The 26,120-nt window shown below is 70.0% G+C and carries 19 protein-coding genes and 1 riboswitch; of the genes, 9 read left to right on the forward strand and 10 right to left on the reverse strand.

Features of this window, described 5'->3' with window-relative positions:
* Positions 1–15 precede the first annotated feature (15 nt).
* Positions 16–144: riboswitch (cyclic di-AMP (ydaO/yuaA leader) on the reverse strand.
* A gap of 204 nt (positions 145–348) precedes the next feature.
* Together ACIA6A_RS32495 and ACIA6A_RS32500 are read right to left on the reverse strand one after the other, a co-directional pair.
* Positions 349–675, reverse strand: a complete 327-nt coding sequence (locus tag ACIA6A_RS32495) for a DUF3817 domain-containing protein (protein ID WP_396101781.1) — start codon at positions 673–675, stop codon at positions 349–351.
* 11 nt (positions 676–686) lie between these two features.
* A complete protein-coding gene (locus tag ACIA6A_RS32500; RefSeq protein WP_396101782.1) occupies positions 687–1,118 on the reverse strand; it encodes a hypothetical protein in 432 nt (143 codons plus the stop codon).
* A 106-nt stretch (positions 1,119–1,224) separates the two neighbouring features.
* Here ACIA6A_RS32500 and ACIA6A_RS32505 point away from each other — a divergent pair, with 106 nt between their 5' ends.
* From ACIA6A_RS32505 to ACIA6A_RS32520, 4 genes are all read left to right on the forward strand, one after another.
* Complete coding sequence (locus tag ACIA6A_RS32505) at positions 1,225–1,470, forward strand: DUF6158 family protein (protein WP_396101783.1); 246 nt, start codon at positions 1,225–1,227, stop codon at positions 1,468–1,470.
* A gap of 18 nt (positions 1,471–1,488) precedes the next feature.
* On the forward strand, positions 1,489–2,061 hold the full coding sequence (locus ACIA6A_RS32510; RefSeq protein WP_396101784.1) for a DUF1360 domain-containing protein: 573 nt from the start codon (positions 1,489–1,491) through the stop codon (positions 2,059–2,061).
* A 260-nt stretch (positions 2,062–2,321) separates the two neighbouring features.
* Positions 2,322–2,492 carry a hypothetical protein gene (locus ACIA6A_RS32515; RefSeq protein WP_396101785.1) on the forward strand — a complete coding sequence of 57 codons (171 nt, stop codon included), beginning with the start codon at positions 2,322–2,324 and terminating at the stop codon, positions 2,490–2,492.
* Between the two features lie 47 nt (positions 2,493–2,539).
* Positions 2,540–3,340, forward strand: coding sequence for an ANTAR domain-containing protein (locus ACIA6A_RS32520; RefSeq protein WP_396101786.1), 801 nt, complete (start codon positions 2,540–2,542; stop codon positions 3,338–3,340).
* 51 nt (positions 3,341–3,391) lie between these two features.
* Here the strand turns inward: ACIA6A_RS32520 and ACIA6A_RS32525 are convergent, their stop codons facing one another.
* The 4 genes from ACIA6A_RS32525 to ACIA6A_RS32540 are packed head-to-tail and all read right to left on the reverse strand — an operon-like array spanning position 3,392 to position 6,575.
* Positions 3,392–3,694 carry an antibiotic biosynthesis monooxygenase family protein gene (locus ACIA6A_RS32525; protein ID WP_396101787.1) on the reverse strand — a complete coding sequence of 101 codons (303 nt, stop codon included), beginning with the start codon at positions 3,692–3,694 and terminating at the stop codon, positions 3,392–3,394.
* Between the two features lie 33 nt (positions 3,695–3,727).
* Complete coding sequence (locus ACIA6A_RS32530; RefSeq protein WP_396101788.1) at positions 3,728–5,434, reverse strand: MDR family MFS transporter; 1,707 nt, start codon at positions 5,432–5,434, stop codon at positions 3,728–3,730.
* Positions 5,431–5,916 (reverse strand): MarR family winged helix-turn-helix transcriptional regulator, encoded by a 486-nt coding sequence (locus ACIA6A_RS32535; protein ID WP_396101789.1) that lies wholly within the window; start codon positions 5,914–5,916, stop codon positions 5,431–5,433. Before ACIA6A_RS32535 ends, ACIA6A_RS32530 begins: the two co-directional genes overlap by 4 nt.
* Entirely contained in the window at positions 5,913–6,575 is a 663-nt protein-coding gene (locus ACIA6A_RS32540; RefSeq protein WP_396101862.1) for a class I SAM-dependent methyltransferase, read from the reverse strand. Before ACIA6A_RS32540 ends, ACIA6A_RS32535 begins: the two co-directional genes overlap by 4 nt.
* A 325-nt stretch (positions 6,576–6,900) precedes the next feature.
* Here ACIA6A_RS32540 and ACIA6A_RS32545 point away from each other — a divergent pair, with 325 nt between their 5' ends.
* Both ACIA6A_RS32545 and ACIA6A_RS32550 read left to right on the forward strand, forming a co-directional pair.
* Positions 6,901–7,563, forward strand: a complete 663-nt coding sequence (locus tag ACIA6A_RS32545) for a response regulator (RefSeq protein WP_396101790.1) — start codon at positions 6,901–6,903, stop codon at positions 7,561–7,563.
* A 262-nt stretch (positions 7,564–7,825) separates the two neighbouring features.
* Positions 7,826–9,595 carry a hypothetical protein gene (locus tag ACIA6A_RS32550; RefSeq protein WP_396101791.1) on the forward strand — a complete coding sequence of 590 codons (1,770 nt, stop codon included), beginning with the start codon at positions 7,826–7,828 and terminating at the stop codon, positions 9,593–9,595.
* Between the two features lie 18 nt (positions 9,596–9,613).
* Here ACIA6A_RS32550 and serA read toward each other — a convergent pair whose 3' ends face one another.
* From serA to ACIA6A_RS32570, 4 genes are read right to left on the reverse strand one after another with little or no spacing between them, the layout of a single operon-like run.
* Entirely contained in the window at positions 9,614–10,843 is a 1,230-nt protein-coding gene (serA, locus tag ACIA6A_RS32555) for a phosphoglycerate dehydrogenase (protein ID WP_396101792.1), read from the reverse strand.
* A gap of 25 nt (positions 10,844–10,868) precedes the next feature.
* Complete coding sequence (locus ACIA6A_RS32560) at positions 10,869–12,098, reverse strand: glycosyltransferase 87 family protein (RefSeq protein WP_396101793.1); 1,230 nt, start codon at positions 12,096–12,098, stop codon at positions 10,869–10,871.
* Positions 12,099–12,152: 54 nt separating this feature from the next.
* Positions 12,153–13,085, reverse strand: coding sequence for a hypothetical protein (locus tag ACIA6A_RS32565; protein ID WP_396101794.1), 933 nt, complete (start codon positions 13,083–13,085; stop codon positions 12,153–12,155).
* Positions 13,082–13,399, reverse strand: coding sequence for a PadR family transcriptional regulator (locus ACIA6A_RS32570; protein WP_396101795.1), 318 nt, complete (start codon positions 13,397–13,399; stop codon positions 13,082–13,084). The genes ACIA6A_RS32565 and ACIA6A_RS32570 overlap by 4 nt, the downstream gene beginning before the upstream one ends.
* 52 nt (positions 13,400–13,451) lie before the next feature.
* Here ACIA6A_RS32570 and ACIA6A_RS32575 point away from each other — a divergent pair, with 52 nt between their 5' ends.
* The 3 genes from ACIA6A_RS32575 to ACIA6A_RS32585 all read left to right on the forward strand — a co-directional run bounded on the left by ACIA6A_RS32575 (position 13,452) and on the right by ACIA6A_RS32585 (position 26,112).
* Positions 13,452–14,726, forward strand: a complete 1,275-nt coding sequence (locus tag ACIA6A_RS32575; RefSeq protein ID WP_396101796.1) for an O-antigen ligase family protein — start codon at positions 13,452–13,454, stop codon at positions 14,724–14,726.
* Between the two features lie 4 nt (positions 14,727–14,730).
* The gene (locus ACIA6A_RS32580; protein WP_396101797.1) at positions 14,731–15,258 is read left to right on the forward strand and encodes a GNAT family N-acetyltransferase; all 528 of its coding nucleotides are present in this window, start codon (positions 14,731–14,733) and stop codon (positions 15,256–15,258) included.
* A gap of 213 nt (positions 15,259–15,471) precedes the next feature.
* Positions 15,472–26,112: a LamG-like jellyroll fold domain-containing protein gene (locus ACIA6A_RS32585; protein ID WP_396101863.1), complete on the forward strand. Its 10,641-nt coding sequence runs from the start codon at positions 15,472–15,474 to the stop codon at positions 26,110–26,112.
* Positions 26,113–26,120 lie beyond the last annotated feature (8 nt).

Consider the following 26,120-nt stretch of genomic DNA (forward strand, 5'->3'; position numbering starts at 1 on the left):
CAACGGTGCACGGCCTCTCTTCCGCTGAGCCGCCTACCGGGTTAGCTGACGGATTCGGGCGGGAAGAAGGCCCTACCGCTTGCGCGGATTCACCCCGGATGCTGCTCGGTGGGTCCCCGGTTCGCGGCAGGACGGACGCGGACCCCGGGGGACGGGGTGGTCGCGGTGCCCTGTGCGATTCGGCGGCGCTGGCCGGTGCCACCGAGGGCGTGGCTGCGGACCGGACCAACCGCATCAACTTAGCGGCGATCCACATTAAAACAAGAGCCCGAAGAGTGACTTGCGCCAATTATCACTTTTATTCGAATGATCCTGATAACGGAGCGCGTTTCAGCCGTTACTTTTCGCTTATTCTGCCATCGCGGGTTCCGCGTTCAGGGCCTCCGGGATCCATTTACGGGTGACCACCCGCTCCGCCCAGAACGAGAAGAACGGAATCGTGCCGGCCAGCATCACCAGCAGCATCCGCTTCAACGGCCAGCCGGCCCGCCGGCTCAGGTCGAACGCCGCCACCAGATAGACCATATAGAGGAACCCATGGAACGGCCCGATCGTGGCGACCACCGTGTCGTTGTGGCCGATGTACTTCATCGGCATGCCGACGATCACCAGGGCGATGAGGACCACCCCGACGATCCAGGCGATGATCCGGTAACGGGTGAGGGCTCCCTGCACGATCCACGTCCTTAGTTACTGGGTGTTGCCTTCTTGTATCCGGGGTAGTCGCCGGGCCGCGCGCCGGGGTGGGCGTTCAGCCAGGCCAGATAGTCGTTGTACGCGGCCAGCTCGGGGTCTTCCTCGGCCGGCGTCCGCTGGGCGGTGGAGACGCGCACGGGGCGGCGGATCGTCACGCGCTCCGCGTCGGCGGTCTCGATCTCCTCGGCCGGCTCGTCCCCGGCGGCCGGCCGGCCGCTCCGGAGCTCCTGCTGGACCTCGCGGAACCAGATGAATCCGACGAACAGCGCGAAGACCGGCCACTCGAATGTGTAGCCCCAGCTCAGGGCGTTGCCCTCGGTGGCGCGGCTGAATTGCCACCAGCCCAGCCCGAGGAAGCTCACGATCAGCACGACCGCGAACACGTGACGTGCGATCCACGCCGGGGTCCACAGCCCTCTCATGCCGTCGAGCGTACCGGCGTGGGTTTGGCGACCGACCGCACGGGCAACGGTTGCAGCAAGCGGCCCCGGCCGAGAGCAGCCGCGGGCCCTTGGGGAAGGAGAGATCATGCGCGAACCCGACGCCGATGATCTCCTCGGCACCGCGACCGGCATCGATCCGGCCGGCCTCGCCGACGAGGACATCATGCGCGAACTCGGCAGTCTGCACCGCACCCGGCTGGACACCCTGCGCCACGGCCCCGACGCGGCGCTCAGCACGCACCTGCGGCGCACGGCCGAGCTGGAGACGGAGTACCTGGCCCGGCATCCGGGCCGGGAGGTCGACCCCCATCGGCTGACCCAGGCACTGTAAAAACTGAAGGGACCCCCCATGCTTCCCTCGTTGCGCGGCCGGCTCGACCGGCTGCGGCGGCAGTACGCGCCCCACGAACACCGCCCCCTCGACGGATACGTCATGACGATGGGCGCGTTCGGTGCCCTGGCGGCCTCGCTCGCGGCGACCGCGAAGCTCACCGGCCGGCCGGTGCCCGAGCGGCCCGCGGTCGGCGATGTCGTGCTGATCTCCCTGGCGACGCACAAGCTGAGCCGGCTGATCGCCAAGGACTCGATCACCAGCCCGCTGCGCGCGCCGTTCACCCGTTACCGCGAGCCGGGCGGCAGTGGCGAGATCAACGAGGAGGTACGCGACCAGGGCAGCTCGCTGCGCCACTCGCTGGGCGAACTCGTGAGCTGCCCGTTCTGCCTGGCGGTCTGGGTCGCGACCGGGCTGACCGGGGGACTGGTGCTCGCCCCCAAGCTGACCCGCCTGACCGCGACGGTGTTCACGGCCACCGCGGTCTCGGACTTCCTGCAGATGGCCTATTCGGCGGCGAAGGAGGGTGCGGAGGGCGGACCTGCCCCGAAGCCCCGTCAGCCGCTCAACGGCCACGCGCTGAATTCCTAGTTTGTGGTCCAGGTCACAATTGCTACCGGAATGGCGGTGGGGTGCCGACCGTTGATGACAGATGTCGGTGTGACCAGTGTCCCCGGGCCTCACCCTAAGCCTTCGCGGAATACCGTTCGGCTGGAGCCGCGTTGAGCCACTCGCCGCGAGGCGACCTGCACACCGACATCTACGTGACGTCGCCCCCGGGTTCTCCCGGGGGCGACGTTGCGTTTCCCCGGGTTCTGTTATGTCCGGTCATTCTGGGTAATCCATCGGCCATGAGCGATGATCGGATCGAGCACCGCGCCGCCGACCTGCTGCCCGAGGAGCGGACAGCGGGCAGCGCCGACCCCCGGGCCCAGGCCGCGGCCATCCTGGCCGAGTCGGACGAGCGCGAGGACGCCCCCGAGGCCTCCCCGGCGGACCCGCCCCGGGATGGCACCCGATAGAGGACACCACTTTCGTGTTCGCCCCAAGGCATGGCAATATCGGCCAAATGTCTGCCCCGCAACGGAGCTCCGGGCGGCGCCGAACATCGCGTCGCGCATCACCGGCGACCGGCGCCCCACCGTCGGCCTCGATCTCCGTCACGCCGCTGCCGGTCGAGTACGGCGTCACCCGTCCGCACCCGGTCGAGGTGGCGGGGCTGCTGCACGAGCTCACGGCCCGCCTGCTGGCCGCCGATGACGTGCCCGGGGCACTGGAGCGGCTGGCGGTCTTCGGTGCCCACGCGCTTCCTGGCACGCTGCGGTGCTCAGTCGCCCTGATCTCCGAGGGTGGCCCGGCGGCACTCGCCGCCTCGGGTCCGCACGCCCAGCCGCTGGACGACCTCCAGCACGCCACGGGCGACGGCCCCGGCCTCGAAGCGGCCCGCACCCGGGCCGTGGTCACCGCCGACGACCTGACCACCGACCCGCGCTGGCCGGAGCTGAACGACTGCGCCCGCGAGCTCGGGGTGCGCGGCGTGGCGGCCGTCCCGCTCGACATCCAGCGCTCGGCGGTCGGCTCGGTGAGTTTCTTCGTGGCGCACCCCGGCGGCCTCGGCCCCGAGCTGCTGCTGACAGCGATGGCCCTGGTCAACCAGGCCGAGGTGCTCCTCGGCGAGCTCCAGCGCCGCCAGGCCCTGCGTGAGGGCGCGGCGGTCGACCGGGCGGCCGGCGTGATCATCGCCCAGCGGGGCTGCGGCGTGCGGGAGGCGTACGACATCCTCCGGGACACCTCCCAGCGCCTGGGCCTGGCCCGCGAAGAGGTCGCCGAACGCCTCATCGCCGCCGCGGCCCGCAACGCGGAGGCCTGACGCGGATCGGCCCGGACCAGTGCTGGCCCGGGCCGATCTCATCGTGCGGTGTTACTTGGCGACGTGCTGGACGACCTCGAACTCCAGCAGGCTCGCGCCCCCGGCGACGGGCTTGCTGCGCTCGCCGGCGTGGGCGGCCCGTCCGGAACCGGCCGACCACTCCTGGAAGTCCTCTTCCGTCTCCCACTTGGTGTAGACGAAGTAGCGGCTCTCTCCCGACACCGGGCGCAGCAGCTCGAAGCCGAGGAACCCCTTGGCGTTCTCCACCGCGCCCTGCCGGGCGGCGAACCGCTGCTCCAGCTCCGGTCCGGCACCCTCGGGGACGTCAATCGCGTTGATCTTCACTACAGCCATGCGTCCAGGGTACGAGCGCCCGGCCGCCGCTCGTCAATGAGCGGTGCCGCCACCGGCGGTGGACCGGACCGGACCGGCGCCGGCCTCTCCCGGGACCCCGTCGCTGTCGGCCGCGGCCGCCGCGTCGGCCGCCCGCTGCTGCTGGGCGGAACGCTGGGACAGCGGGATCTCGGGCAGGAAGAGCACCACGATCAGGCCGACGACCATGACCGCCAGCGCGAGCAGGAAGACGACCTGGATGCCGTCGGCGAACCCGACCTTGAAGGGATGCGCGACGGCCTCCGGGAGCTTGTTGATGAAGGAGGTGTCGTTGAGGTCGGTGGTGCCGCCCTGGCCGCCCGGGAACGCGATCTTGGCATCCTGGTAGGCGCTGGAGATCTTGCCCGGGAGCACGTTGAACAGCACCGAGAGGAAGATCGCGGTGCCCAGCGTGCCGCCCATGGAGCGGAAGAAGGTCACCGAGCTGGTGGCCACACCGATCTCGCGGGGCGACACCGCGTTCTGCACCGCGGTGATCATCGGCTGCATGTTGCCGCCCAGCCCCAGGCCCATCACGACCATGATCAGCATGACCCGCCAGAGCGGGGTGTCCGCGCCGATCAGGGCGAAGAGGCCGAGCGACACCAGCATCAGGGTGCTGCCGATGATCGGGAAGATCCGGTAACGGCCGGTACGGGCGATGAGCTGGCCCGAGGTGATCGAACCGGCCATGATGCCGAACACGAACGGGATCATCTGCAGGCCGGCGACGGTCGGGGAGCTGCCCTTGACGATCTGCAGGTACAGCGGGACGGTCATCAGGCCGCCGAACATCGCCATGCCGAGGATGGTGCTGGAGGTGGCGCCGACCGCGACCGTGCGGTTGCGGAACAGCCGCAGCGGCAGGAGCGCTTCGTCCTTGTAGGCCCGCTCGGCGAGGACGAACCCGACCAGGCCGAGGACGCCGATCACGTAACAGGCGATCGCGCGGCCCGAGCCCCAGCCCCAGTCACGGCCCTGCTCGGCGACGGTGAGCAGCGGCACCAGGCCGATGACCAGGGTGAGCGCGCCGGGCCAGTCGATCCGGTGGTCGTTGCGGGTGTGCGGGAGGTGCAGCACCCGGGCGACGACGATCATGGCCGCGATGCCGATCGGGATGTTCAGGTAGAAGACCCAGCGCCAGCCGTCGACCCACAGGATGCTGTCGGCACCGGCGAAGAAGCCGCCCAGGATCGGGCCGATGACGCTGGCGGTGCCGAAGACGGCGAGGAAGTAGCCCTGGTACTTCGCGCGCTCGCGGGGCGGCACGATGTCACCGATGATGACGAGCGCCAGCGACATCAGGCCACCGGCGCCGAGGCCCTGGATCGCCCGGAACGCGGCCAGTTCGTACATGTTCTGCGAGAGCCCGCAGAGGAACGAGCCGACGATGAAGATGCCGATCGCGGCGAGGAAGAACGGCCGCCGTCCGTAGATGTCGGAGAGCTTGCCGTACAGCGGCGTGGAGATCGTCGACGTGATGAGGAACGCCGTCGTCGCCCAGGCCTGCAGGTTGAAGCCGTTGAGGTCGTCGGCGATGGTACGGGTCGCCGTCGCCATGATCGTCTGGTCGAGCGCGGCCAGGAACATCCCCATCATCAGGCCCACCAGCACGGTGATGACCTGGCGGTGGGTGAATTCCGCCGAGGGCGGGGACCCTGGGGCGGCTGCCGGACCGCCCCGCCCGGCTGCCGCCGGTGCGGTTTCGGTGGAGTTACTCACGCGTTCTCCCGTGCTGCTGCGGCTGGGTCGTTGCGCAGGAGCGCTTCGACGGAGCTGTTGAATTCGTGGAAGAGGCCGGCGAAGGCGCGGATCCGCTCCTCCGGCCAGTCGTTCATCGCCTGGCTCAGCAGCGCGTGGCGCCCCTCGTGCAGGCGCGCACATGCCGCCAGGCCGGACTCGGTCACGGCCAGCCGGGACGCGCGGCCGTCGGCCGGATCCGCTTCCCGGCGGGCGAGGCCGGCTCTGACCAGCTGAGCCGCCTGCCGGCTGATCGTGGACGGGTCGGCGCCCTTGAGATCGGCCAGGTCGGTGACCCGCAGTGGTCCGTGGTGTCGCAGGGGGAACAGGAGCATCAGCGCGGAGAACTCAGCCCCGAGATCCCCGGTGTTGAGCATGCTCTTGGCGCGGGCGCCCAAGCGGACGAACCGCAGAACTTCGTCCGCGACCTGTCCGATCGCGTCCTCGCTGTCCAGCTTCGTCACCCCGCTCCTCCCTCGATGTGTGCAGCGTACAACTTGTTGTGTGGTGAAAGCATCTCCCACACCCCTGTGACGAGGGTCTCGGTCTCCTCCAGGGCCGCCGGGACCGGCACGGCGAACTCCGCCCTGCGGACGAAGAGCCGCTGCGGGAAAAAGCCCCGGCCCGGGTCGCCGACCAGCACGGCCGCCCCGGGTGCGAGCCGGCGCAGGGCGGCCGTCATCCGGTCGGCGACGCTGCGGGTGTAGAAGACGTCGCCCGCGAGGATGACGTCGAAACCGTCACCCGCCCCGGCGATGTCGGCCGTCCGGGCACGCACGGTGACGCCGTTCGCCTCGGCGTTGCGGACGGTGGCCGCGACCGCGGCGGCGTCGAGATCGATGGCCTCGACCGCGGCCGCTCCGGCCCGGGCGGCCGCGATCGCGGCGACCCCGGAGCCGGTGGCGACATCGAGCACGCGGCGGCCGGCGACGATCTCGGGATGATCCAGCACGTACCGGGCGAGCGCCTGGCCGCCGGCCCAGACGAACGCCCAGAACGGCGGGGCGACGTCGCTGCGGAACTCACCGCCGGACGCGTCGAACAACCCGGTCCGGGAGTCGGCCAGGTGCAGGGAGATCTCAGGGGCGAGGGGTACGGGAAGCAGTGACGTTCGCACCCGCAGATTCTGGGCCACCGGCGGGCGCTCCGCGGGCGAATCCGGCACGCGCTGGGCAACCGAGAACCAATTGCGATGTTTTGTGCCGACCGGCGGCCACTCTCCACCGTGGCCGGTCGCCCGGCAAGCCGCCGTGCTGGTGGACGTCGACCCCGAAAGCGAGGGGGAGGGCCGACCGAAGATACGAGGTGTCCGGACCACTCGGCCTCATCCGGTCAGCAGGTGGTCAACGGGTTCGGCGTGGCTCGCGGGTCCTGTCAGACTGTTGGTACGCCTTGGCTTTGCGCGGAAGACACATAGACTTCCAGCGCTGGCGGATCAGGAGGCGTGAATGGTGAGCGAGGCGATCACGGTGCTCGTGGTGGACGGGCATCAGACGTTCGCCGAGTTGCTCGGTGTGGCGCTGACCGGGCGACCCGAGTTGAGCTACATCGGTCATGCCTGCACGGGTGAGCAGGCCATCCGGATGGTGCAGGAGTTGAGCCCGGACGTCGTACTGCTCGATCCCGACCTCCCGGACGCGGACGGCATCGCGATCGCGGAGCTGTTGCGGCACCGGCAGCCGGACACCCGTTTCGTGATTCTGACCGCGAACAACGAATCCGCCCTGGTCGGACGTGCGACCGCGGCCGGCGCCTCGGGGTTCCTGTCGAAGAACGGCCCCCTGGGTGACGTGATGAACGCGATCCGCACCGCGCACGGCGGCGGCATGACGGTGTCGACCGACATCCTCGCCCGGTTGCTGCGCAGCACCACCCCGGTGGTGGGGCCGCGGGCCGGCGGGCTCACGGCGCGTGAGCACGAGGTGCTCGCGTTGATGGGGTCCGGTCTGGACCCCCGGGCGATCGCGCGGCGGCTCGGCATCAGCGTCCACACCTGCCGTGGCTACGTCAAAGCCGTGCTCGGCAAAATGGGTGCGCACAGTCAGTTGGAGGCGGTCGCGGTGGCCACCAGAAGGGGCCTGCTCCGGCCCAACGGACGTAACACAGAGTAATTCACTTCTTTACTCATCCGCTAAGCCCGTTCATACGTACCTCTCGTCGGAGCGCCCTCGCAGACAGGCGGCGCCGGCGCGAGCTGGAGGACGTCGCGTGGAACGAGTACTTGCAGATTCGTCCGATGTGTCCGTCGCGCTCGCGGACACGGCCTCGGACGATGCAGCGGACCACGAAGATCTCTACCGTCGCCCGGGAACCGGTCCGTTGCCGTTCCGCCGCCCGGCCGCACGTTCGACCCACGACGAGGCGCGCGAGGACATGACCGATACCGGCAGCTGGAACGCGTTCACCCCGCAGCGGGACAACACCGGCGAGACGCCGAGGGTCAGCGCCTGGCTGGACGCCCCCCACCCCGACGCCGCTCAGCCCGGCGCCCCGCGATCCGGAGCCGCCCAGCCCGGCAGCCCCCGCTCCGACGCCCCCCGCTCCGACGCCCCGCGGTCCGGCGCCCCGCAGGTCCGCGGCCAGCAGCCCCGGGCATTGCAGTCCGGCGGCCCGCAGTCCGGCGGCTCGCGGCCGGGTGGGCCGCAGGCTGGTGCCTTGCCGCCCGGTGCGTTGCCGTCCCGGCAGGAGACGCGGGGGGACCGGAGCGACTGGGCCGCGGAGGCCGGCAATTGGGAGGTCGGCAACGGGGAGGCGGGTAACGGGGAGGCGGATAGCTGGGAGGCCGGCGACTGGGAGGACCGGCGCCGGCGTGAGCCGACACCGGAGCCCAAGTACGGCCCGGCCCCTCCGGCGACGAACGGGCGTACCTCGTTCGGCTTCACCGCGGGCCCGATCAGCGGCAACTGGCGCGACGACGCTCCGATCTCACCGGCAATGCCGAGCCGCCGCCAGAAGTCGGCCCCACCCGCCGGCCGCCAGGAGCAGGCAGCGCCCCCCGGCCGCCGGGACCAGGCGCCGCCCATCGGCCGTCAGGAGGTGGGGCCGCCTGCCGGTCGTCAGGAGCTGGCGCTGCCCGCCCGGCGTCAGGAGGCGCCGCTTCCGGCTCGGCGTCAGGACGTCGAGCGGCTTGCGCTGCCTACGCGGCCCTATGGGTCCGACGAGGGTGCCGCTTCCGGCTGGGACGACGCGCCGCCGCCCGCGACCGGGGCCCATTCGGTGCGGCGGCAGACGGGTGCGCACGCGATCGTCTCGCGGGCCGAACCGGAGTGGCGCCGCCCGGAGGACGACCATATCGGGGACCTTGTCGGTGACGCCGCGCACGAGATCCGCCCGCACCGGGCCGTCGCCGGTGCCGGCACCGCGCCCGCCCGGCCCCGGCGCAGCCCCGCTGTCATGGTCGCCGGGCTGGTGCTGACCGCGGCGGTCGCGGTCGGCGGCACGGTCGCGGGCATCACGTACTTCTCCGGCGCCAGTGGTGACCCGACGTCGGTGCTGGGGCTGGACGCGGGCCGGGCCGAGAACCGTACGGCCACCGCCCTGCTCGAGGGTCGTAAGAACGCGGAGTTCGAACTTGTCAGCGCCGTCACGAAGGTGACGGTGCGCAGCGAGGATCTTGGTGACAGCCTGTACCGGATGACCACTGCCGAGGCCTCGGGGCTGTTGCCGAAGCCGGAGCTGACCCAGGACCGGGTCGAGCTGCACCTGGCGCCCGGGGCCGGTGGCGGGGACGTGGCCACCGGCGAGGGCGAGGTTGAGGTGGTGCTCTCGTCCAAGGTGATGTGGACGCTGCGCTTCTCCGGCGCGTCCGAGGAGCAGCAGCTCAACATGCAGGACGGTCAGGTCGGCGGGATCGATTTCTCCGGCGGCTCGAAGCGTACGGCGATCCAGTTGCCGAAGGCGAGCGGCACGGTGCTGCTCACGGTCGCCGGGGCGATGGACGAGCTGGCGATGACCTCACCCACGGGCAACCCGGTGCGGGTCAAGGTGCGCGGTGGCGCCGACACGGTCGCGGCCGGGAAACGTACGCTGCGTGACGTCGCGCCCGGTTCGACGCTGACGCCGAAGGGCTGGGCGACGGAGAACCGCTACGACGTCGACGCCGAGTCCCCGGTGACCCTCCTGTCGGTGGAGACACGCGACTAGGAGGGCCCCGGGGTCACGTCAGGAGAGGACGCGGAGCCGGACCGTCTGGCTCATGCCCTGCAGCTTGTCGAGGACCTCGGAGCTGAAGCTGCCGCCGATGTCCGTGATCAGGTAGCCATACTCACCGCGGGTGCTGAGCAGCTGACCCTCGACGTTCACGTGGTGCTCGGCGAGGATGCTGTTGACCTGGGCGAGCACGCCGGGCATGTTCGTGTGGACGTGCACGATGCGGCTCGTCCCGGACTGGGCCGGCAGGGCGACGCTGGGCAGGTTGACGCTCAGCGTGGTGTTGCCCTCCTGGATGAAGTGCGTGAGCTTGTTGGCGACGAAGTCACCGATGTCCGCCTGCGCCTCCTCGGTCGAACCGCCGATGTGCGGCGTGAGGATCACGTTGGGCAGCCCGCGCAGCTCGGAGACGAACTCGTCGCCGCGGCCCTTCGGCTCGGTCGGGAACACGTCGACGGCGGCACCCGCGAGGTGTCCGCTGGTCAGCGCGTCGCGCAGCGAGCCGTGGTCGACGACGATGCCGCGGGAGAGGTTGAGGAAGATCGCGCCCGGCTTCATCTTGGCGAGCTGCTCGGTGCCGAAGAATCCGGCGTTGCCCGGGCGGCCGTCGACGTGCAGCGTCACCACGTCGGACTGCTCGAGCAGCTCGTCGAGCGAGGCGCAGCGCTGGGCGTTGCCGAGCGCGAGCTTGTCGGCCGTGTCGTAGAAGGACACGTGCATGCCCAGGTTCTCGGCGAGCACGGACAGCTGGGTGCCGATGTTGCCGTACCCGACGATCCCGAGCCGGCGCCCGCGGACCTCGTGGCTGCCGACGGCGGCCTTGTCCCACACACCCTCGTGCATGAGGTTGTTCTTCTCGGTGAGTCGCCGCGTCATCGCGATGATCTCCGCCAGCGCCAGCTCGACCACCGAGCGGGTGTTGGAGAACGGCGCGTTGAAGACCGCGACCCCGGCCCGCGAGGCGGTCCCGAGATCGATCTGGTCGGTGCCGATGCAGAACGCGCCGATGGCGACGAGGCTGTCAGCGGCCTCCAGCGCCTTGGCGGTGACCTGCGTCTTGGACCGGATCCCGAGCAGGTGCACACCCGGGAGCCGCTCGATGAGCTCGGCCTCGTCGAGGGCGTTGCGGAGGGACTCGACCTGGTAACCCTCTGCCTCGAGCCGGGACACCGCGTCGGGGTGGATGCTCTCGAGCAGCAGAACTCGTACCTTGGCTTGGTCGATCATCACTTTCCGTTTCATATGAGGAATTGATCGTCCGGCCAGACTAATGCGCTGGGTTGCCCGGACCCCGGCGGTGTGCCGGAGGTCCCACCTGCCGGTCGGACCGTAACCGCACTGGATCACCATCCTGCTTCACGTGGCCAGCGAAGCAACAGGTCTGTGTCAAGTAGGCCGGTTCGTGGCGTGGGGCGCGGGTGGTCAGCAGGAACGGGATGACCACCGCGACGGTGATCGCGAGGACGAGGCGCAGGTTGCTCCACAGCGGCGGCCCCAACGCGGTCACCGGCAGCAGCATGACCGCGAGCACCAGCACCGGCCAGAGCAGCCGGGCCCGGCCCCGCACCGGCAGGGCCGCGGCGAGGACCAGCCAGAACTGGTGATGGGTCCAGGAGACCGGGGACAGCACGATGCCGGCGGCGCCCGTGATCACCAGGGCGGACACCCAGTCGTCGCGGCGGGCGAGCCGGGCGGCGTGCCAGAGGGCGACCGCCGCGATGGCACCGCCGGCGACCAGGGCGATCATGGACCGGGCGGGCGTCGCGACGTCGAAGCGCATGAGCGCGCCGTTGAGGGACTGGTTGCCGACGCCGGTGATGTATCCGAGCCGGCTCACGTGGGAGACCTCGGAGGTCCAGAACCGCCACGAGTCGCCCGGCAGGACGAGCGCCGCGAAGGCACCGCAGCCCGCGAACGTCGCGGTCGCCACCAGGGCGGCCCGGCGCCGGCCGGCGAACCACAGCATCGGGATGAAGATCAGCGGGGTCAGCTTGATCGCGGCGGCCAGCCCGATCAGGACGCCGTGGGCCCGGTGGTGCCGCAGCAGCAGCACGTCGACCGTGATCATCGCGGCTAGGAACAGGCTGACCTGGCCGTACTTGACGGTCGACGAGACCGGCGCGGAGACCATGAGCACGACCGCCGCGACCGGCGCGAGCACCGTGAAACCGGGGCGGATCCGGCGGGCGAGTAACCCGGCCAGCAGGAACACCGTTGTCAGGGTGGCGATGGTCCACCCGATCCGCAGGGGCAGGGCGGGCGCGCCGGCGAGCGGCAGGAACACCAGCCCGGCGAACGGCGGATAGGTGAACGGTGCGTTTCCGGCGCTGATGAAGTCGTAGAGGCTCGCGCCGTGGCGCAGCCCGTCGACCGCGCCCGCGTAGACGCCGAGGTCGGAGAGCCGGATCGCGGCCGGCCGGCTCAGTGCCGCCCAGGCGGTGAGCAGTGCGGCGACCACGGCCGGCAGCCAGAGAAGACGTCGTCCAGCGATACCCATAGTCGGAACTCTACATAGGGTCTGCCACCTGCCTTTGGGTGGGGGATCGGTTACTCAGCGTCGAAGGGGCGATCGGTAGGCGACGGCGAGGGCGATCACCAGGACGGTGGCCGCGAGGCCGGCCGGATGGGTCAGGAACCCGAAGCCGAAACCCGCGTCGACGGCCCGTGGCGCCCGGCGCAGCGCCTCGCCCACCGCGACACCGGCCAGCGCGGTGGTGACACCGGCGGGGATCCGCCCGATCGGCAGGCGACGTGCCGGCCCGCGGCGCAGCAGCCCGGCCAGCACGGACACCGAGGCGAGGGTCAGCACGCCCGCCATCGCCGCGGCGTTGCTGATGAGCACCGGCGGATCGGTGCCGGGCAGCAGCGCCCGGGGCAACCACAGCGGCGCCTCGACGACATCGGCGCCGAGTGTCGCGGCGGCGTGCAGCGATCCGGCGGCCACGGCGAGGTCGAGCGTGAGCAAGGTGCCGGTCACCGCGACGAGCCGAGAGCGGCTCCGGGCGACGAGGGCGGTCCCCAGCGTCCAGACCGCCAGGGCCGGGCCGATGTCACGCCATCCCATGAACGGCATCACGGCCACCGGATTGCCGGCGAGCAGGAACGCGTAGACGCAGGCACCGATCATGACCACCCCGCCGGGTGTGGTGCGCCGGCCCGGCCGGGCCATGGCCACGACCGCGACGACCAGGGCCGCGGCAGCGGCGACCGGACCGACCTGATGACCGGCCAGCCGTACGCCGTTGAACAGGGCCGCCGCGAGCAGGGTCAGCACCACGGGTGCCGCCGCGGTGCGGGCGCGGTCCGGCCAGGTGGGGCCGTCGACGGTGGGGGAGACCGCGAGGCTGCCCGCGAAGGCCAATTGGCGCAGCGGTCCGCCGCGCAGGGAGTCGAGCTCGGCGAGCCATTCGCGTTCCAGATCCGGCGCGAGATCGGCCGGCCACCGCCGGGCGGCCAGCCGGACGAGGAGCGCTGCCGGGCTCACGTGCTGAAACCGGGGATGCCGGTGGCGCGGGCCATCTGCTGCTGCATCGTGGTGACCTCGCGCCGGGCGTCGGCCACGCCGTCGGCCGTGAGCTGGTAATAGCGTCGGCTGGGCCGTCCCTCGGCCGTGGGGTCGACGTCCTCCCACCGGGACCGGAGCCATCCGGCGCGCTCGAGGCGTACCAGAATGGGGTAAAGGGTGCCGCTCGGCAGGCCCGTGGCCTGCATGAGCTGGAGTCCGTATTGTTCCGCGGCCGGGTCGGCGAGCAGGGCGGCGACCACCTTGAGCACCGACGACGTCATCCGCACAGCCATCTCCGTATCCTACATAGGGTCATCCAATCGGCCGCGGCATTACACTGCATCGATGCCCGCACTGCCCCTCTGGCCGCTGTACCTGATGTTCGGCATGGTGCCGTTCTGGTGGGCGCTGGGCGCTCTGTACCTGCTGTGGCCGATCTTCGCGGTGGTGCTCGGGGTGGTGCTGATCAGCCACGGCCGGGTCCGGATGCCGACCGGCTGGACGCTGTGGCTCATGCTGATCGGCCTGATCGTGGTCAGCGGCACCAGGATGGAAAAGGCGACCGGCTTCGTCATGTACGGGCTACGCCTGGGCTTCGTGATCGCCGCGTTCCTGGTCTACCTGTACGTGTACAACGCCGCCCGAAACGGCACCGCCTGGGCGAAGCTGTTCCAGCCACTGATGGTCTTCTGGCTGTCGATGGTCGCACTGGGCTGGATCGGCGTGTTCGCGCCCCGGTTCGCGATCACCACCCCGGTCGAGATGCTGCTGCCGGGGAGCATCTCCAAGGACCGCATCGTGCAGGCCCTCACCCATTCGCATGCCACGGAGTTCAGTGCGACCAGCCGGAACCCTTACTTCCGGACGGCTGCGCCCTACCCCTACACCAACAACTGGGGTACGGGCTTCGCGATCCTCATCCCGTGCGTGGTCGCGTACCTGAGCTCCGTCCGTGGCGGTGTCCTGCGCACCGTCGTCATCGTCTCGCTGCCGTTCTCGCTGGTCCCGGCGTTCCTGACACTGAACCGCGGGATGTTCGTCGGCCTCGGTGCCGGCCTGCTGTATCTCGGCCTGCGCGCGCTGCTGCGCGGTGACGTGCGGGTCATCGCCTCGATCGCCGGCGTGACCGTGCTGGGCTGGCTGGTCACGCTGGTCATCCCGGTGACCGACCTGATCACCAGCCGGGTGGAGAACACCGACTCGACCCGGGACCGGGCGGATCTGTACTGGCAGACGTTCGAGGCGGTCCTGCACTCGCCGCTGCTCGGGTACGGCGCACCGCGCACAGTGGACACCACGTACGCGGCCGAGCCGCTGGGCACCCAGGGGCAGCTCTGGCTGGTGATGTACAGCCACGGCCTCCCCGCGCTGGTGATCTTCCTGCTGCTGTTCGTGATGATCGCCCGCCGGTTGTCGGTGGCGGTGTCCACGCCGGGCAAGTGGCTCAGCGTGATCCCGGTGATCACCCTGATCATCACGCCGTTCTACGGGTACACGGACATGAACCTGTCGGTGATGTTCTTCGGCATCGCGCTCGCGATGGCAGCGGTGGACGGCCCGGTGAACCGCTCCGGGATCGCGGAACCGGCACCCCGGCCGGCCGCGCCCGCGACAAACTGAGGCCATGACTCTGACCATCCGGGCCGCTCGTCCCGAGGACGTGCCCGCCCTGCTGCCCCTGATGGACGCCGCGATCACCGAGCTCCAGCGCGACTTCCTCGACGACGACCAGATCCGTTCCAGCCGCGCGATCATGGGCCTGGACACCCAGCTCGTCGACGACGGTACGTACTTCGTGGTCGAGTCGGACGGGGCACTGGCGGGTTGCGGCGGCTGGAGCCGGCGCGCGACGCTGTACGGCGGCGACCACTCGGCGGGTCGTGACGCGGCCCTGCTCGACCCGGCGACCGAACCGGCCCGGGTCCGGGCGATGTACACCCATCCGGCCTTCGCCCGCCGCGGCGTCGGTCGTCTGGTCCTGGCCCGCTGCGAGCAGGCGGCGGCCGCGGAGGGCTTCACGGAGCTGGAGCTGATGGGCACCCTGGCCGGTGCCAAGCTCTACGAGGCGGCCGGCTTCGAGCAGGTCGAACAGCTGACGGACGCGGCGGGCGGGGCGGCCGTGCCGCTGGTCCGGATGCGCAAGAAGCTCTGAGGCTCAACGACCTACCACGCCCGGATGCATCGTGGGTTAACGCGAGGTCCATGATCGACGGTTCGCAGAAAGCGACAAATTTCCATCCCCCGATACTGACCGGACGTGTAAGACTCCGCACGTTCGGTGATCACGGGGGAGGCACCACCGATGCGTCATGCTCTTCGGCGGACGGCAGGAATTACCGCTGTCGTTTTCGCTCTGTCCTTGGCTGTGCCCCCCGGGGCCGTACCTGAAACCGGCGATTTCCCGCTGAGCTGGATGTGGTCCTGGGCGGGGACCGAACGGGCCTGGTCGGCGGCGCATTCCATGGTCGGGGCGCCGGTGCAGCGGCACGGCACCGCGGTGCTGGACGCGAAGCCGGTCGGCGCCGCGGCCACCGCCGCGAACGGTGGACGTGGGCGCGCGCCGAAACCGGCACCGGGCACTCTCGACACCTACCGGCCGTATCAGCCGGAGACGAAACCCGCGGTCGCCGGTGGGCCCGACCCCGTGTTCGACGCCCGCACCAGCAAGAAGGTCGCCGGGCGGGCGACCGCGACCAGCGACGAGTACCGCAACGCCGACGGCTCGGTCACCCGGCGGGTGCACAGCGCGGCCACCAACTACCGGGCCGCCGACGGCACGTGGGCGCCGATCGACACCACGCTCGTGCGCCGCTCCGACGGGCGGTGGCAGACCCGGGCCAGCACGGTGCGCACGTCGCTCGCCGCGACCGCCGGATCCGGCAAGGAACTCGCCTCCCTGGACCTGCCCGGCGGGACGTCGGCCGGGTACACGCTGGACGGTGCCGCCCCGGTCGCCGCCGAGGTGAAGGGGCGCGTCGCCACGTACCCGAGCGTGCTTCCCGGTGTTGATCTGACCTTGGAGCCGCTCGACGTGGGCCTCAAGGAGACCCTGGTCCTGAACAAGCCGGGCACCGCGTCGTCCTGGACGTTCCCGCTGGCCCTGGACGGGCTGACACCGAGCGCCGCCGCCACCGGCGAGATCCAGCTGCGCGACAAAGCCGGCAAGGTGGTCGCCTGGATCCCGCGCGGCTACATGGAGGACTCCCGGGTCGACCCCGGGACCGGTCTGCGGACCCGGTCGGACGCGGTCACGTACACGCTGATCGAGGTCCGGGGTGAACCCGCGCTGCGGGTCGACGCGGACCGGGCCTGGCTCGCCGACCCCGCCCGCGTCTACCCGGTCCGGGTCGATCCGACGCTCACCACGGCCGCCAGCGGCGACGTGTTCGTCGACAACGACGCGTCCACCACCAACCAGAACGGTGACTACCTGCCGGTCGGCACGAACAACGGCACGATCAAGGCGCGCTCGTTCATCCACCTGGACGGGCTCACCGGCTCGGCCGCGACGAACAAGCGGGTCACCACCGCGAAGCTGAAGCTGTATCTCAGCTACGCCAAGTGCTTCCAGCCGTTGCCGTTCTCGGTGCACCGGGTCAACGCGTCCTGGACCGTGGCCAATCTGACCAACGGCAGCTATCCCGGACCGGCGATCTCCGACCCGATCGGCACGCTGACCGTCGCGGACGCCACCACCGCGTGCAACAACACGATCAGCGGCAGCCGCTCGATCGGGCAGTGGGTCACGGTGACGCTCGACCCGGCCACGTTCAACGACTGGACCAGCGGCGGAACGAACGACGGCCTGGCCCTGACCGCCGACGAGGCCGACGGCAGCGCGTACAAACTGTTCGACTCCGCGAACTACTCCGGTGGCACCTACGCGCCGCAGCTCGAACTGACGTACACCGACGACATCGCGCCGCAGATCAACGCGCGGTACCCGGGTAACAACGCGGTGGCCCCGACGCTGACGCCCGAGCTCATGGTCCGGGGCTACGACGCGGACTCGTACCCGGGCAAGGGCCTGACCTACACCTACCGGGTCTACGACAGTGCCGGCACGCTGCTGGTCACCTCGCCGTCCACCACCTCGCCGTCGTGGTCCGTCCCGGCCGGGAAGCTCGCCTGGAACGGCACCTACCTGTGGAGCGTCCAGCCCAGTGACGGTGTCGCGTCGGGCCCGGTGACCCCGATGTGGGCGTTGAGCACCGCACCGCCGCAGAACACCATCGGTGGCGGGTTCTCGCAGAACGGCGGCAAGGGCTTCGACCCGAGCATCGGCAACTACACGACGAGCGCCACCGACGCGACCGTCGCCACCGTCGGGCCCTCGGTCGCGATGATCCGCAACTACAACAGCCTGGACACCCGCCGCCAGAACGCGTTCGGCACCGGCTGGTCCAGCGTGCTCGACACCCGGGCCACCCAGCGCGGTGACACCGTCGTGGTGACGTACCCGAACGCCCAGGAGCTGTCGTTCGGCCGCAACAGCAACGGCAGCTTCTCCCCGCAGTCGGGCCGGTTCGCCACGCTGAAGGAGACGAAGAGCGGCAGCACGGTCACCGGGTACACGCTGACCGACAAGGACGCCACGGTGTACGCGTTCAACCGCGACGCCGGCTCCGGGGTGTACCGGCTCACCACGGTCACCGACGCCAACAACCGCACGCTGACCGTGTTGTACGACACCGAGGGCGGGAACCCGTACCGGCTGATCGGTGCGTCCGGCCGTTCGCTGTGGGTGAGCTGGTCCACCCCGGCCGGCTCCACCGCCCCGCACGTGGCCACGGTCTACACCGACCCGGTCACACCCGGGGACTGGAACACGTCGGTGACCTGGCGTTACATGTACGGCGCGGATGACCGGCTGACCACGGTGTGCTCGCCGGTCGACTGGGACAAGTGCTGGCAGTACGAGTACGACACCACCGGCCGGTACGCGGCGGCCGTGCAGAACGCCGGCGCCTCCTCGTACTGGCCGCTCGACGAGACCTCCGGCTCCGTCGCCCGCAGCACGGCACTCGGCGGGACCGGTGTCGACGCCGCCCGCTATTACGGGGTGACGCTCGGACAGCCCGGTGGCCTCGCCGGATCCAGCGCCAAGTCCGCCGGGCTGACCGGCACCAACTCGTACGTCCAGCTGCCCGCCGCCCTGATCGCCGGCAGCCAGTACCAGTCCATCAGCATGTGGTTCCGTACCACGCAGCCCGGTGGGGTCCTGTTCAGTTACAACCAGGAGTCGATGACCCAGGCGACGACGAAGCGCAACTACACCCCCGCGCTCTACATCGGCTCGGACGGCAAGCTGCGCGGCGAGTTCTGGACCGGGCAGGCCAACCCGGTCGTCTCCGACACGGTGGTCACCGACGGGGCCTGGCACCACGCGGTGCTCTCCGGCGCCGGCACGACGCAGACGCTGTACCTCGACGGCACCGCGCGCGGCACCCTCGCCGGGACGATCGCACGGTTCGACGCGAACAGCGCCGACAACGTCGTCGTCGGTGGCGGTTTCATCGGCAACAACTGGCCCGGTCACGAGGATTCCGGCAAGTCGCCGGCCGAGGCGAACTTCTTCACCGGTTCCGTCTCCGACGTCGCGTTCTTCACCCGCACCCTCGACGCCGCGGCCGTCACCGCCCTGCGCGCGGCCGGGGCCGCCGGGAACCCGGTGCTCACCAAGGTGACCCGGCCGACCGGTGGGGTCAGCGCGGTGGTCAGCTACGACAAGACCACCGGCAAGGTCGCGTCCGTCACGGACGAGAACGGCGGCACCTGGACGATGGGTGCGCCGCAGATGGTGGGCAGCGGCGAGGCGTACGCGTCGAACGTGCTCACCGACCAGCCGCAGGATTACTGGCGGCTCGGCGAGACCGGTGTCACCGACGCGATCGACCAGACCGGCGGCTCGGGCGCCCGCTACCACAGCGTGACGCTCGGCGGAGCCGGCCCGTTCGCCGGGGCCGGGTCCGCGTCCTTCAACGGCACGTCCTCGTACCTGGGCCTGCCGCCGGCTGACGCGCCGCACACCGGCCCGGCCACCGTGGAGATGTGGTTCAAGCAGGACGCCGCCAGTCCCGGCGGGGTGCTGTACGCGTACCAGTCCGCGACCATGGAGGACCTGGCGTCCGGCGCGGACTGGACCCCGGCGCTCTATATCGGTACGGACGGCAAGCTGCGCGGCGGCTTCTGGAGCGGCGCGCCCACCAACGTCATCACCACCTCCGGTTCCGTCGCCGACGGCACGTGGCACCACGTCGCACTGAGCGCCACCACGACCGGCCAGTCGCTGTATCTCGACGGCACCCTCGTGGGCACCCGGGCGGGGGCGTTGCAGGACGCCGGCTCGGAGAACGTGCTGATCGGAGCCGGTAAGTGGGCCGGTGGCTTCCCCGGCGCCTCCACCGCCACGGCGGGCTGGTTCAAGGGGTCGATCGCCGAGGTCGCGTACCACCGGAACGCGCTGACCGGCACCCAGATCGCGGCACGCAAGACGGCGTCGGGGCAGACCACCCCGGTCGCGATCACCCTGGTCGACGGCGTGGTGACGCCGGTGCCGCAGGCGGTGTCGCGGGTCGTCGTCACCGGGCCGGGTGGTGAGAAGGTCACCTACAACTACGACGTCGTCAACGGCAACCGCCTGGTCGCGCAGACCGACGGGCGCGGTTACGAGACCAAGTTCGCGTACGACGTCGGCGGCTTCGGCAACGTGACCGTCAACCCGCGGGGCATCTGGACGCAGAACCTGCAGGACGTCCGCGGCAACACCAAGCAGACCATCACCTGCCAGAACCAGTCCACAAAGGTCTGCTCGTCGGTCTACTACACGTATTTCCCCGATGCCACCACGACGGTCCTGACCCCGGACGCCCGTAACGACCTGCTGCTCGACGTGCGGGACGGACGGTCGACGTCGGCGACCGACAACAATTTCCGTACGTCCTACGGCTACGACACCTACGGCAACCGCATCTCGGTCACCGATCCGCTGGGGCACGAGACCCGCACGGACTACTCCGCGGGCACCGAGACCGCGGTGGGCGGGGGCAAGGTGCCGGCCGGCCTGCCCACGAGGATCGTCACCGCGGGTGGTTCGGCGCAGACCGTCGCCTACTACTCGTCCGGTGACATCGCGCAGATCACCGACCCCCTCGGCAAGATCACGAAGTTCGGGTACGACCCGCTCGGCCGCCTGCTGACCGAGACCGAGATCAGTGACACCTATCCGTCCGGGCTGGTCACCACGCACACGTACGACGCGGGCGGCCGGGAGGTCACCGAGACCGAACCCGGCGTCACCAACAAGGTCACCGGCGTCAAGCACACCAGCCGGACCACCACCACGTACGACGTCGACGACAACGTGCTGCAGACCCGCGAGGAGGACCTCACCGGCGGGGACCCGGCCCGGACCGAGAAGCACACCTACAACGGGTACGGGCAGGAGCGCACCGCCACGTCGGAGGGCGGCGGCGTCACCACGTACGACTACGACAAGTACGGGCGCATCGCCACCGAGAGCGGGCCCGGCGGGGACGTGACCCGGTATGCGTACGACGCCGAGGGCAACCTGCTCACCACCACCCTGGTCGGCTGGACCGGCGACCCGAACAACCCGGAAACCGCCCGTGACCTGGTCATCACGGCACGCTCGTACGATCCGGCGGGCCGGCTGGCGAGCGAGACCGACGCCATGGGCTGGACCACGTCCTACCTGTACTTCGACAACGACCTGCCGGCGCGCACCACCCGCTCCGACGGCACGCACGACTTCGTCCTCGAGGCGATCACGTACGACGCGGCCGGCAACGAGCTGAGCACCACCACCGACGACTGGGCCAACCGGGTCGAGGCGAGTTACGACGCCGCCGGGCGGGTCACCAGCACCGACACCGACCCGGCCGGGCTGCACCGCACCACCAGCCTGACCTACGACAACGACGACAACGTGGTCGCCTCGACCTCCCGCGACTCGTGGGGAACGGTTCTCGCCCGCAACGAGACCCTGGTCAACGCCGACGGTGATCCGATCGCGGAGACCGCGTACACCGGCACCGGCCTGACCCCGGTGGACCGCTGGAAGCTCGCCGAGACCACCGGCACCACCGCGGCCGACTCCGCCGGCAACAACCGCGCGACCCTGGGCTCGGGCGTCACCTGGTCGACCGCGAACAACGGCTCGGCCGCGTTCGCCGGCACCGCCGGCATCACCGCCACCGGTCCCGCGGTGGACACCACCCGCAGCTTCTCGGTCACCGCCTGGGCCAAGCTCGACAACACCGGCCGCAACCGCACCGTGGTCGCCCAGGACGGCGAGCGCACCAGCGGCTTCAACCTGCAGTACCACCAGGGTGAGAACCGCTGGACGCTGAACATGCCGTCCGCCGACGCGGACAGCTGGGACGGCCGCAACGTCTTCAGCACCGCGGCGCCGACGCTCGGCGCGTGGACGCACCTGGCCGCCGTCTTCGACGCCGGATCCAAGCAGATGAAGCTGTACGTCAACGGCACGTTGAACAACACCGCCACGCTCAGCGGCGACGTGTGGGCGGCCCGCGGCCCGCTGACCATCGGCACCGCGAAGTGGGCCGGGGCCTCTGCCGACCCGTTCGTCGGCGGCATCTCCGACGTGCAGGCCTACCAGCAGGCGCTGACCGGCACCGAGGTCACCGCGATCAAGGACCGCAACGCACCGGCCGCCGACGCCACCGTGGTCCGCACCCTGACCCGTTACGACCAGGACGGGCAGGTCGTCGCCGAGACCGACCCGAACGGTGACACCACGACGTACGTCAACGACGAGGAGGGCCGCCCGGCCCGGGTCAGCGAACCGGCGGTCAAGGCCGAGACCGCGACCGGCCCGACGTCCACCACCAGCCCGGTCACGCTGACCGGCTGGAACACGTTCGGCGAGCAGACCGACTCCATGGATCCGCTCGGCAACCGCAGCACGACCGCCTACGACCCGGACGGCAACGTCGTCTCGGAACGCCTCCCGCAGTACACCGCCCCGAACTCCACCACGGCGCTGACCCCCGAGGTGGTCAGCGAGTACGACGCCGCCGGCCGGCTCATCGCGGTCCGCGACCCGGTGGGCAACCGGACCCGGTACGCGTACGACCAGCTCGACCGGCTCACGTCGGCCCGCGACGCCGAGGACAACACCACCAGGTACCGCTACGACCTCGCCGGCGACCTGCTGTCGTCCACCGACCCGACCGGCGCCGTCAAGCTGTCCACGTGGGACTACCTCGGCCGCCCGGTCACCACGACCGACGTGGTCCGGCAGACCGGCGAGAACTACACCACCAGCTACGAGTACGGGTACGGCGGCTGGGAGTCCAAGCGCACCTCCCCGTCCGGGGTGGTCACGTCGACGCTCTACAACGCGGCCGGTGAGGTGCGCGCCTTTACCGACGGGGCCGGCAACACCACGACGTACGCATACGACGGCCTCGGCCAGGTCACCGACACGAAGCTGCCGGACAACACGGTGAGCAGCACCTGGTACGACCTCGCTGGCCGTGAGGTGCGGTCCGCGCAGCGCGACGCCAACGGCACCGAGCTACGCAGCACCTCCGCGCGGTACGACAAGAGCGGCAAGCCTGTCGCCACCACAGACGCCCGGGGCACCACGACCCGCTTCACGTACGACGCGACCGGCATGCTGACCGCCGAGTCCCAGCCGATCAGCCCGTCCGACGCGATCGAGACGTCGTTCGGTTACGACCTGGCCGGCAACGCGACCCGGTTCACCGACGGCCGCGGCAACACGTTCTGGACCATGTACAACACGCTCGGCCTGCCCGAGTCGCAGCTCGAACCGTCCACCAGCGCGCACCCCAACTCCGCCGACCGCACCTGGACCACCTCGTACGACGCGGCCGGCCGGGCCATCAACCTGACGCTGCCCGGCGGGGTGTCGGTCAACAACTCCTACACCACGCTCGGCCAGCTCGAACACCAGAGCGGCACCGGAGCGGACGCCCCGACCGCCGACCGGAACTTCGAGTACGACGCGAACGGTCGCATCACCGGCTTCTCCGCCCCGGGCGGCATGAACCGGATCAGCTACGACGACCGCGACCTGCCCACGTCGATCACCGGCCCGTCCGGCGACACCACCTACGGTTACCGCTCCGACGGGGCACTCACCCGCCGGGTGGACGCGGGCGGTACGACCACGTTCGACTACGACGACGCGGGCCGGCTGTCGGCGCTGGTCAACCCCGCGGGGGAGATCAGCCAGCGGTACACGTACAACACGATGTCGCAGGTCTCCAAGATCACCTACGGCTCGACCGGGACGACCCGCACGTTCGGCTACGACAACCTGCATCGCCTGACCGCCGACGAACTGCGCACCCCGGCGTCGGCGTCGGTCGCGAAGATCGGCTACGGCTGGGACGCCAACGACAACCTGACGTCCAAGACCACCACCGGATTCGCCGGCGCGGCCGCCAACACCTACACCTACGACCTCGCCGACCGGCTCACGTCCTGGAACAACGGCACCAACACCACGGTCTACGCGTATGACAAGTCGGGCAACCGGGTCCAAAACGGTGCGCGGACATTCACGTACGACCAGCGCAACCGGCTGCTCACCGCGGCCGGCGTCAACTACGCGTACACCCCGCGGGGAACACTGCGGTCAGCCGGCGCCGACCAGACCACCACCGACGCCTACGGCCAGGTCATCACCCAGCAGGGCACCGGAACGACCCAGACCTACGCGTACGACGCGGTGGGCCGGGCGCTCAAGACCGGCTTCCGCTACTCCGGCCTCGGCAACGACCTGGCCGCCGACGCCACGTCCAACTATGTTCGGGGCCTCGACGGCGAACTGATCGGCGAAGCCTCCGGCACGGTCAACCGCTACGCCTGGACCGACATCCACGACGATGTCGTCGGCCAGTTCCGCTCGGACAGCACCGCCCTGCCCGGCTCGCGCACCTACGATCCACTGGGCAAAGCGGTCGCCGACAACGGCATGCTGGGCTCCCTCGGATACCAGTCGGAATGGACCGAGTCGGCAACCGGTCGCGTCGACATGATGGCCCGCTGGTACAACACCGACACCGGCCAGTTCGACTCCCGCGACACGGTCGCCAACAGCCCTTCCCCGGACTCGGTCAACGCCAACCGCTACCAGTACGGCGACGCCAACCCCCTCACCGTCACCGACCCGACCGGCCACTGGGGCATCCCCAACCCGATCAAGGCGGTCACCAAGGCGGTGACGAGCACCTACCGAGCGACGACATCGGCGGTCTCCAGCACATACAACTACGGCAGCTCCCTGGCGAGCCGGGCGTACAGCTACGGCGGGTCGCTGGTCAGCAGCTCGTACAAGGCGGTCAAGACGGTCGCCAAGAAGACGGTCACGGTCGCCCACAAGGCGGCGTCGAAAGCCAAGGCCGCGGTCAAGACCACAGTGTCCTATGCGGCGAAGGCGACCAAGAAGGTCGTCAAGGTGGCCAAGAAGGTCACCAAGGTCGTGAAGAAAAAGATAAAACAGGGCCGAAAATTCGTCGCCGAGAAGGCCGCCAAGGTGAAAAAGGCGGTCAAGAAGACGGTCGCCAAGGCCAAACAAGCAGGAAAGAAAATCAAGGCGGCGGCGGCCCGTACGGTGAAAAAGGGTGTCCACGCGGTCAAGGACGCGGCATCCAAGACCAAGAAATTCGTGGTCGAGCACAAGGACACCATCCTCGAGGTGGCGGCCATCGGCGGTGCGATCGCGGCCGGCATGGCCTGCACGGCGGCAACCGGCGGAGCCCTGGCCGTAGGCTGCATGGCCGGCGCCGGAGCCCTCATCAACCTGGCCAAGGATTCAGCCCAGGGTGACATCGGCTCCCTCGGCGACGCACTGGGCTCCCTGGGCACCGGAGCGGCCTCCGGCCTCATTGGCGGCGGAAGCTCCCTGATCGCGGGCAAGGCAGCCAGCCTCATCGGCAGCCGGGTAGGAACCGGCATCGCCGGCCGCCTGGCCACCGAAGCGGTCGACAACGGCACCGACGAGGTCCTCAACCAGCTGGCCACGACTCACAAGGTCAACCTGAAGAGCGCCGCAATGGGCACGATCCCGGTGCTCGGCGGGATCAAGGGAGGTGGCGGCAACAAGGCCATCAAGACCGCAGAGGGTGGCGGAACCAGCTGCGTCAGGCCGCACAGCTTCGCCCCCGACACCGCTGTCCTGATGGCAGACGGATCGACGCGCCCCATCGAAGACGTCAACATCGGCGACGAGGTCCAGGCCACCGACCCGGTCACCGGCGACACCACCGCCGAGCCGGTGACCCAGCTGCACCGCAACACCGACCACGATTTCGCCGACGTGATGGTGGAGCAGGCCGACGGAACAACCTCGACCATCCAGGCAACCCAGAACCACCCGTTCTGGGCCGAGAACACCAAGCGCTGGGTCGAGGCCAAGGACCTCAAACGAGGCGACACCCTCCGCACCAAGTCCGGTGGCCTGGCCCGCGTCAAGGCGGTCAAGCTCTCCGTCGGCTCTCGCGAGATGCGCGACCTCACCGTCGACGACATCCACACGTACTACGTATTCGCAAATGACACCGCGGTAATCGTCCACAACAACAACTGCGGTGATGCGCTGAGCGCGTACGCCGACAGCCTTCGACCGCAGGCTGGGCGCAAGTCGGTGCAGTACGCTTCCGAGTACACCAATGCCCAGGGCAAGGTCTACCGATCGCACAACCAGGATCGCGACAAGGCGGACCTTCCGGAAGGGTTTGTGGAAGCGATCGGTGAGCGTAGCCACTACGGTTGCTCCGAAGTTGGTTGTCTCTTGAGCTCGTACGAAGATGCTGTGAAGAGCGGCGCAAGCGTGGCACAGGCGCAGAACGCGGTTCGCGGTGGTTCCATGAGGACAGTGATGGTGTTCAATCAGACGAGCAGTAAGGCAGCGCAGCACGGAACGCCTGCGGCACCTTGTGCCAGTAAATGTAATCCCATGCTGAAGAATCTGGGTATTGATTTTTGACGGAATGG

This window comes from Actinoplanes sp. NPDC051494 (assembly GCF_044454705.1).
Lineage (GTDB): Bacteria > Actinomycetota > Actinomycetes > Mycobacteriales > Micromonosporaceae > Actinoplanes.

Excerpts from the sequence above, each read along its gene's own strand:
- ACIA6A_RS32550 (WP_396101791.1), top strand. The coding sequence starts at position 7,826 with ATGACCGATACCGGCAGCTGGAACGCGTTCACCCCGCAGCGGGACAAC.
- ACIA6A_RS32515 (WP_396101785.1), top strand. The coding sequence starts at position 2,322 with ATGAGCGATGATCGGATCGAGCACCGCGCCGCCGACCTGCTGCCCGAG.
- serA (WP_396101792.1), bottom strand. The coding sequence starts at position 10,843 with ATGAAACGGAAAGTGATGATCGACCAAGCCAAGGTACGAGTTCTGCTG.
- ACIA6A_RS32560 (WP_396101793.1), bottom strand. The coding sequence starts at position 12,098 with ATGGGTATCGCTGGACGACGTCTTCTCTGGCTGCCGGCCGTGGTCGCC.
- ACIA6A_RS32520 (WP_396101786.1), top strand. The coding sequence starts at position 2,540 with ATGTCTGCCCCGCAACGGAGCTCCGGGCGGCGCCGAACATCGCGTCGC.
- ACIA6A_RS32570 (WP_396101795.1), bottom strand. The coding sequence starts at position 13,399 with ATGGCTGTGCGGATGACGTCGTCGGTGCTCAAGGTGGTCGCCGCCCTG.
- ACIA6A_RS32580 (WP_396101797.1), top strand. The coding sequence starts at position 14,731 with ATGACTCTGACCATCCGGGCCGCTCGTCCCGAGGACGTGCCCGCCCTG.
- ACIA6A_RS32525 (WP_396101787.1), bottom strand. The coding sequence starts at position 3,694 with ATGGCTGTAGTGAAGATCAACGCGATTGACGTCCCCGAGGGTGCCGGA.
- ACIA6A_RS32500 (WP_396101782.1), bottom strand. The coding sequence starts at position 1,118 with ATGAGAGGGCTGTGGACCCCGGCGTGGATCGCACGTCACGTGTTCGCG.
- ACIA6A_RS32545 (WP_396101790.1), top strand. The coding sequence starts at position 6,901 with ATGGTGAGCGAGGCGATCACGGTGCTCGTGGTGGACGGGCATCAGACG.
- ACIA6A_RS32510 (WP_396101784.1), top strand. The coding sequence starts at position 1,489 with ATGCTTCCCTCGTTGCGCGGCCGGCTCGACCGGCTGCGGCGGCAGTAC.
- ACIA6A_RS32505 (WP_396101783.1), top strand. The coding sequence starts at position 1,225 with ATGCGCGAACCCGACGCCGATGATCTCCTCGGCACCGCGACCGGCATC.
- ACIA6A_RS32575 (WP_396101796.1), top strand. The coding sequence starts at position 13,452 with ATGCCCGCACTGCCCCTCTGGCCGCTGTACCTGATGTTCGGCATGGTG.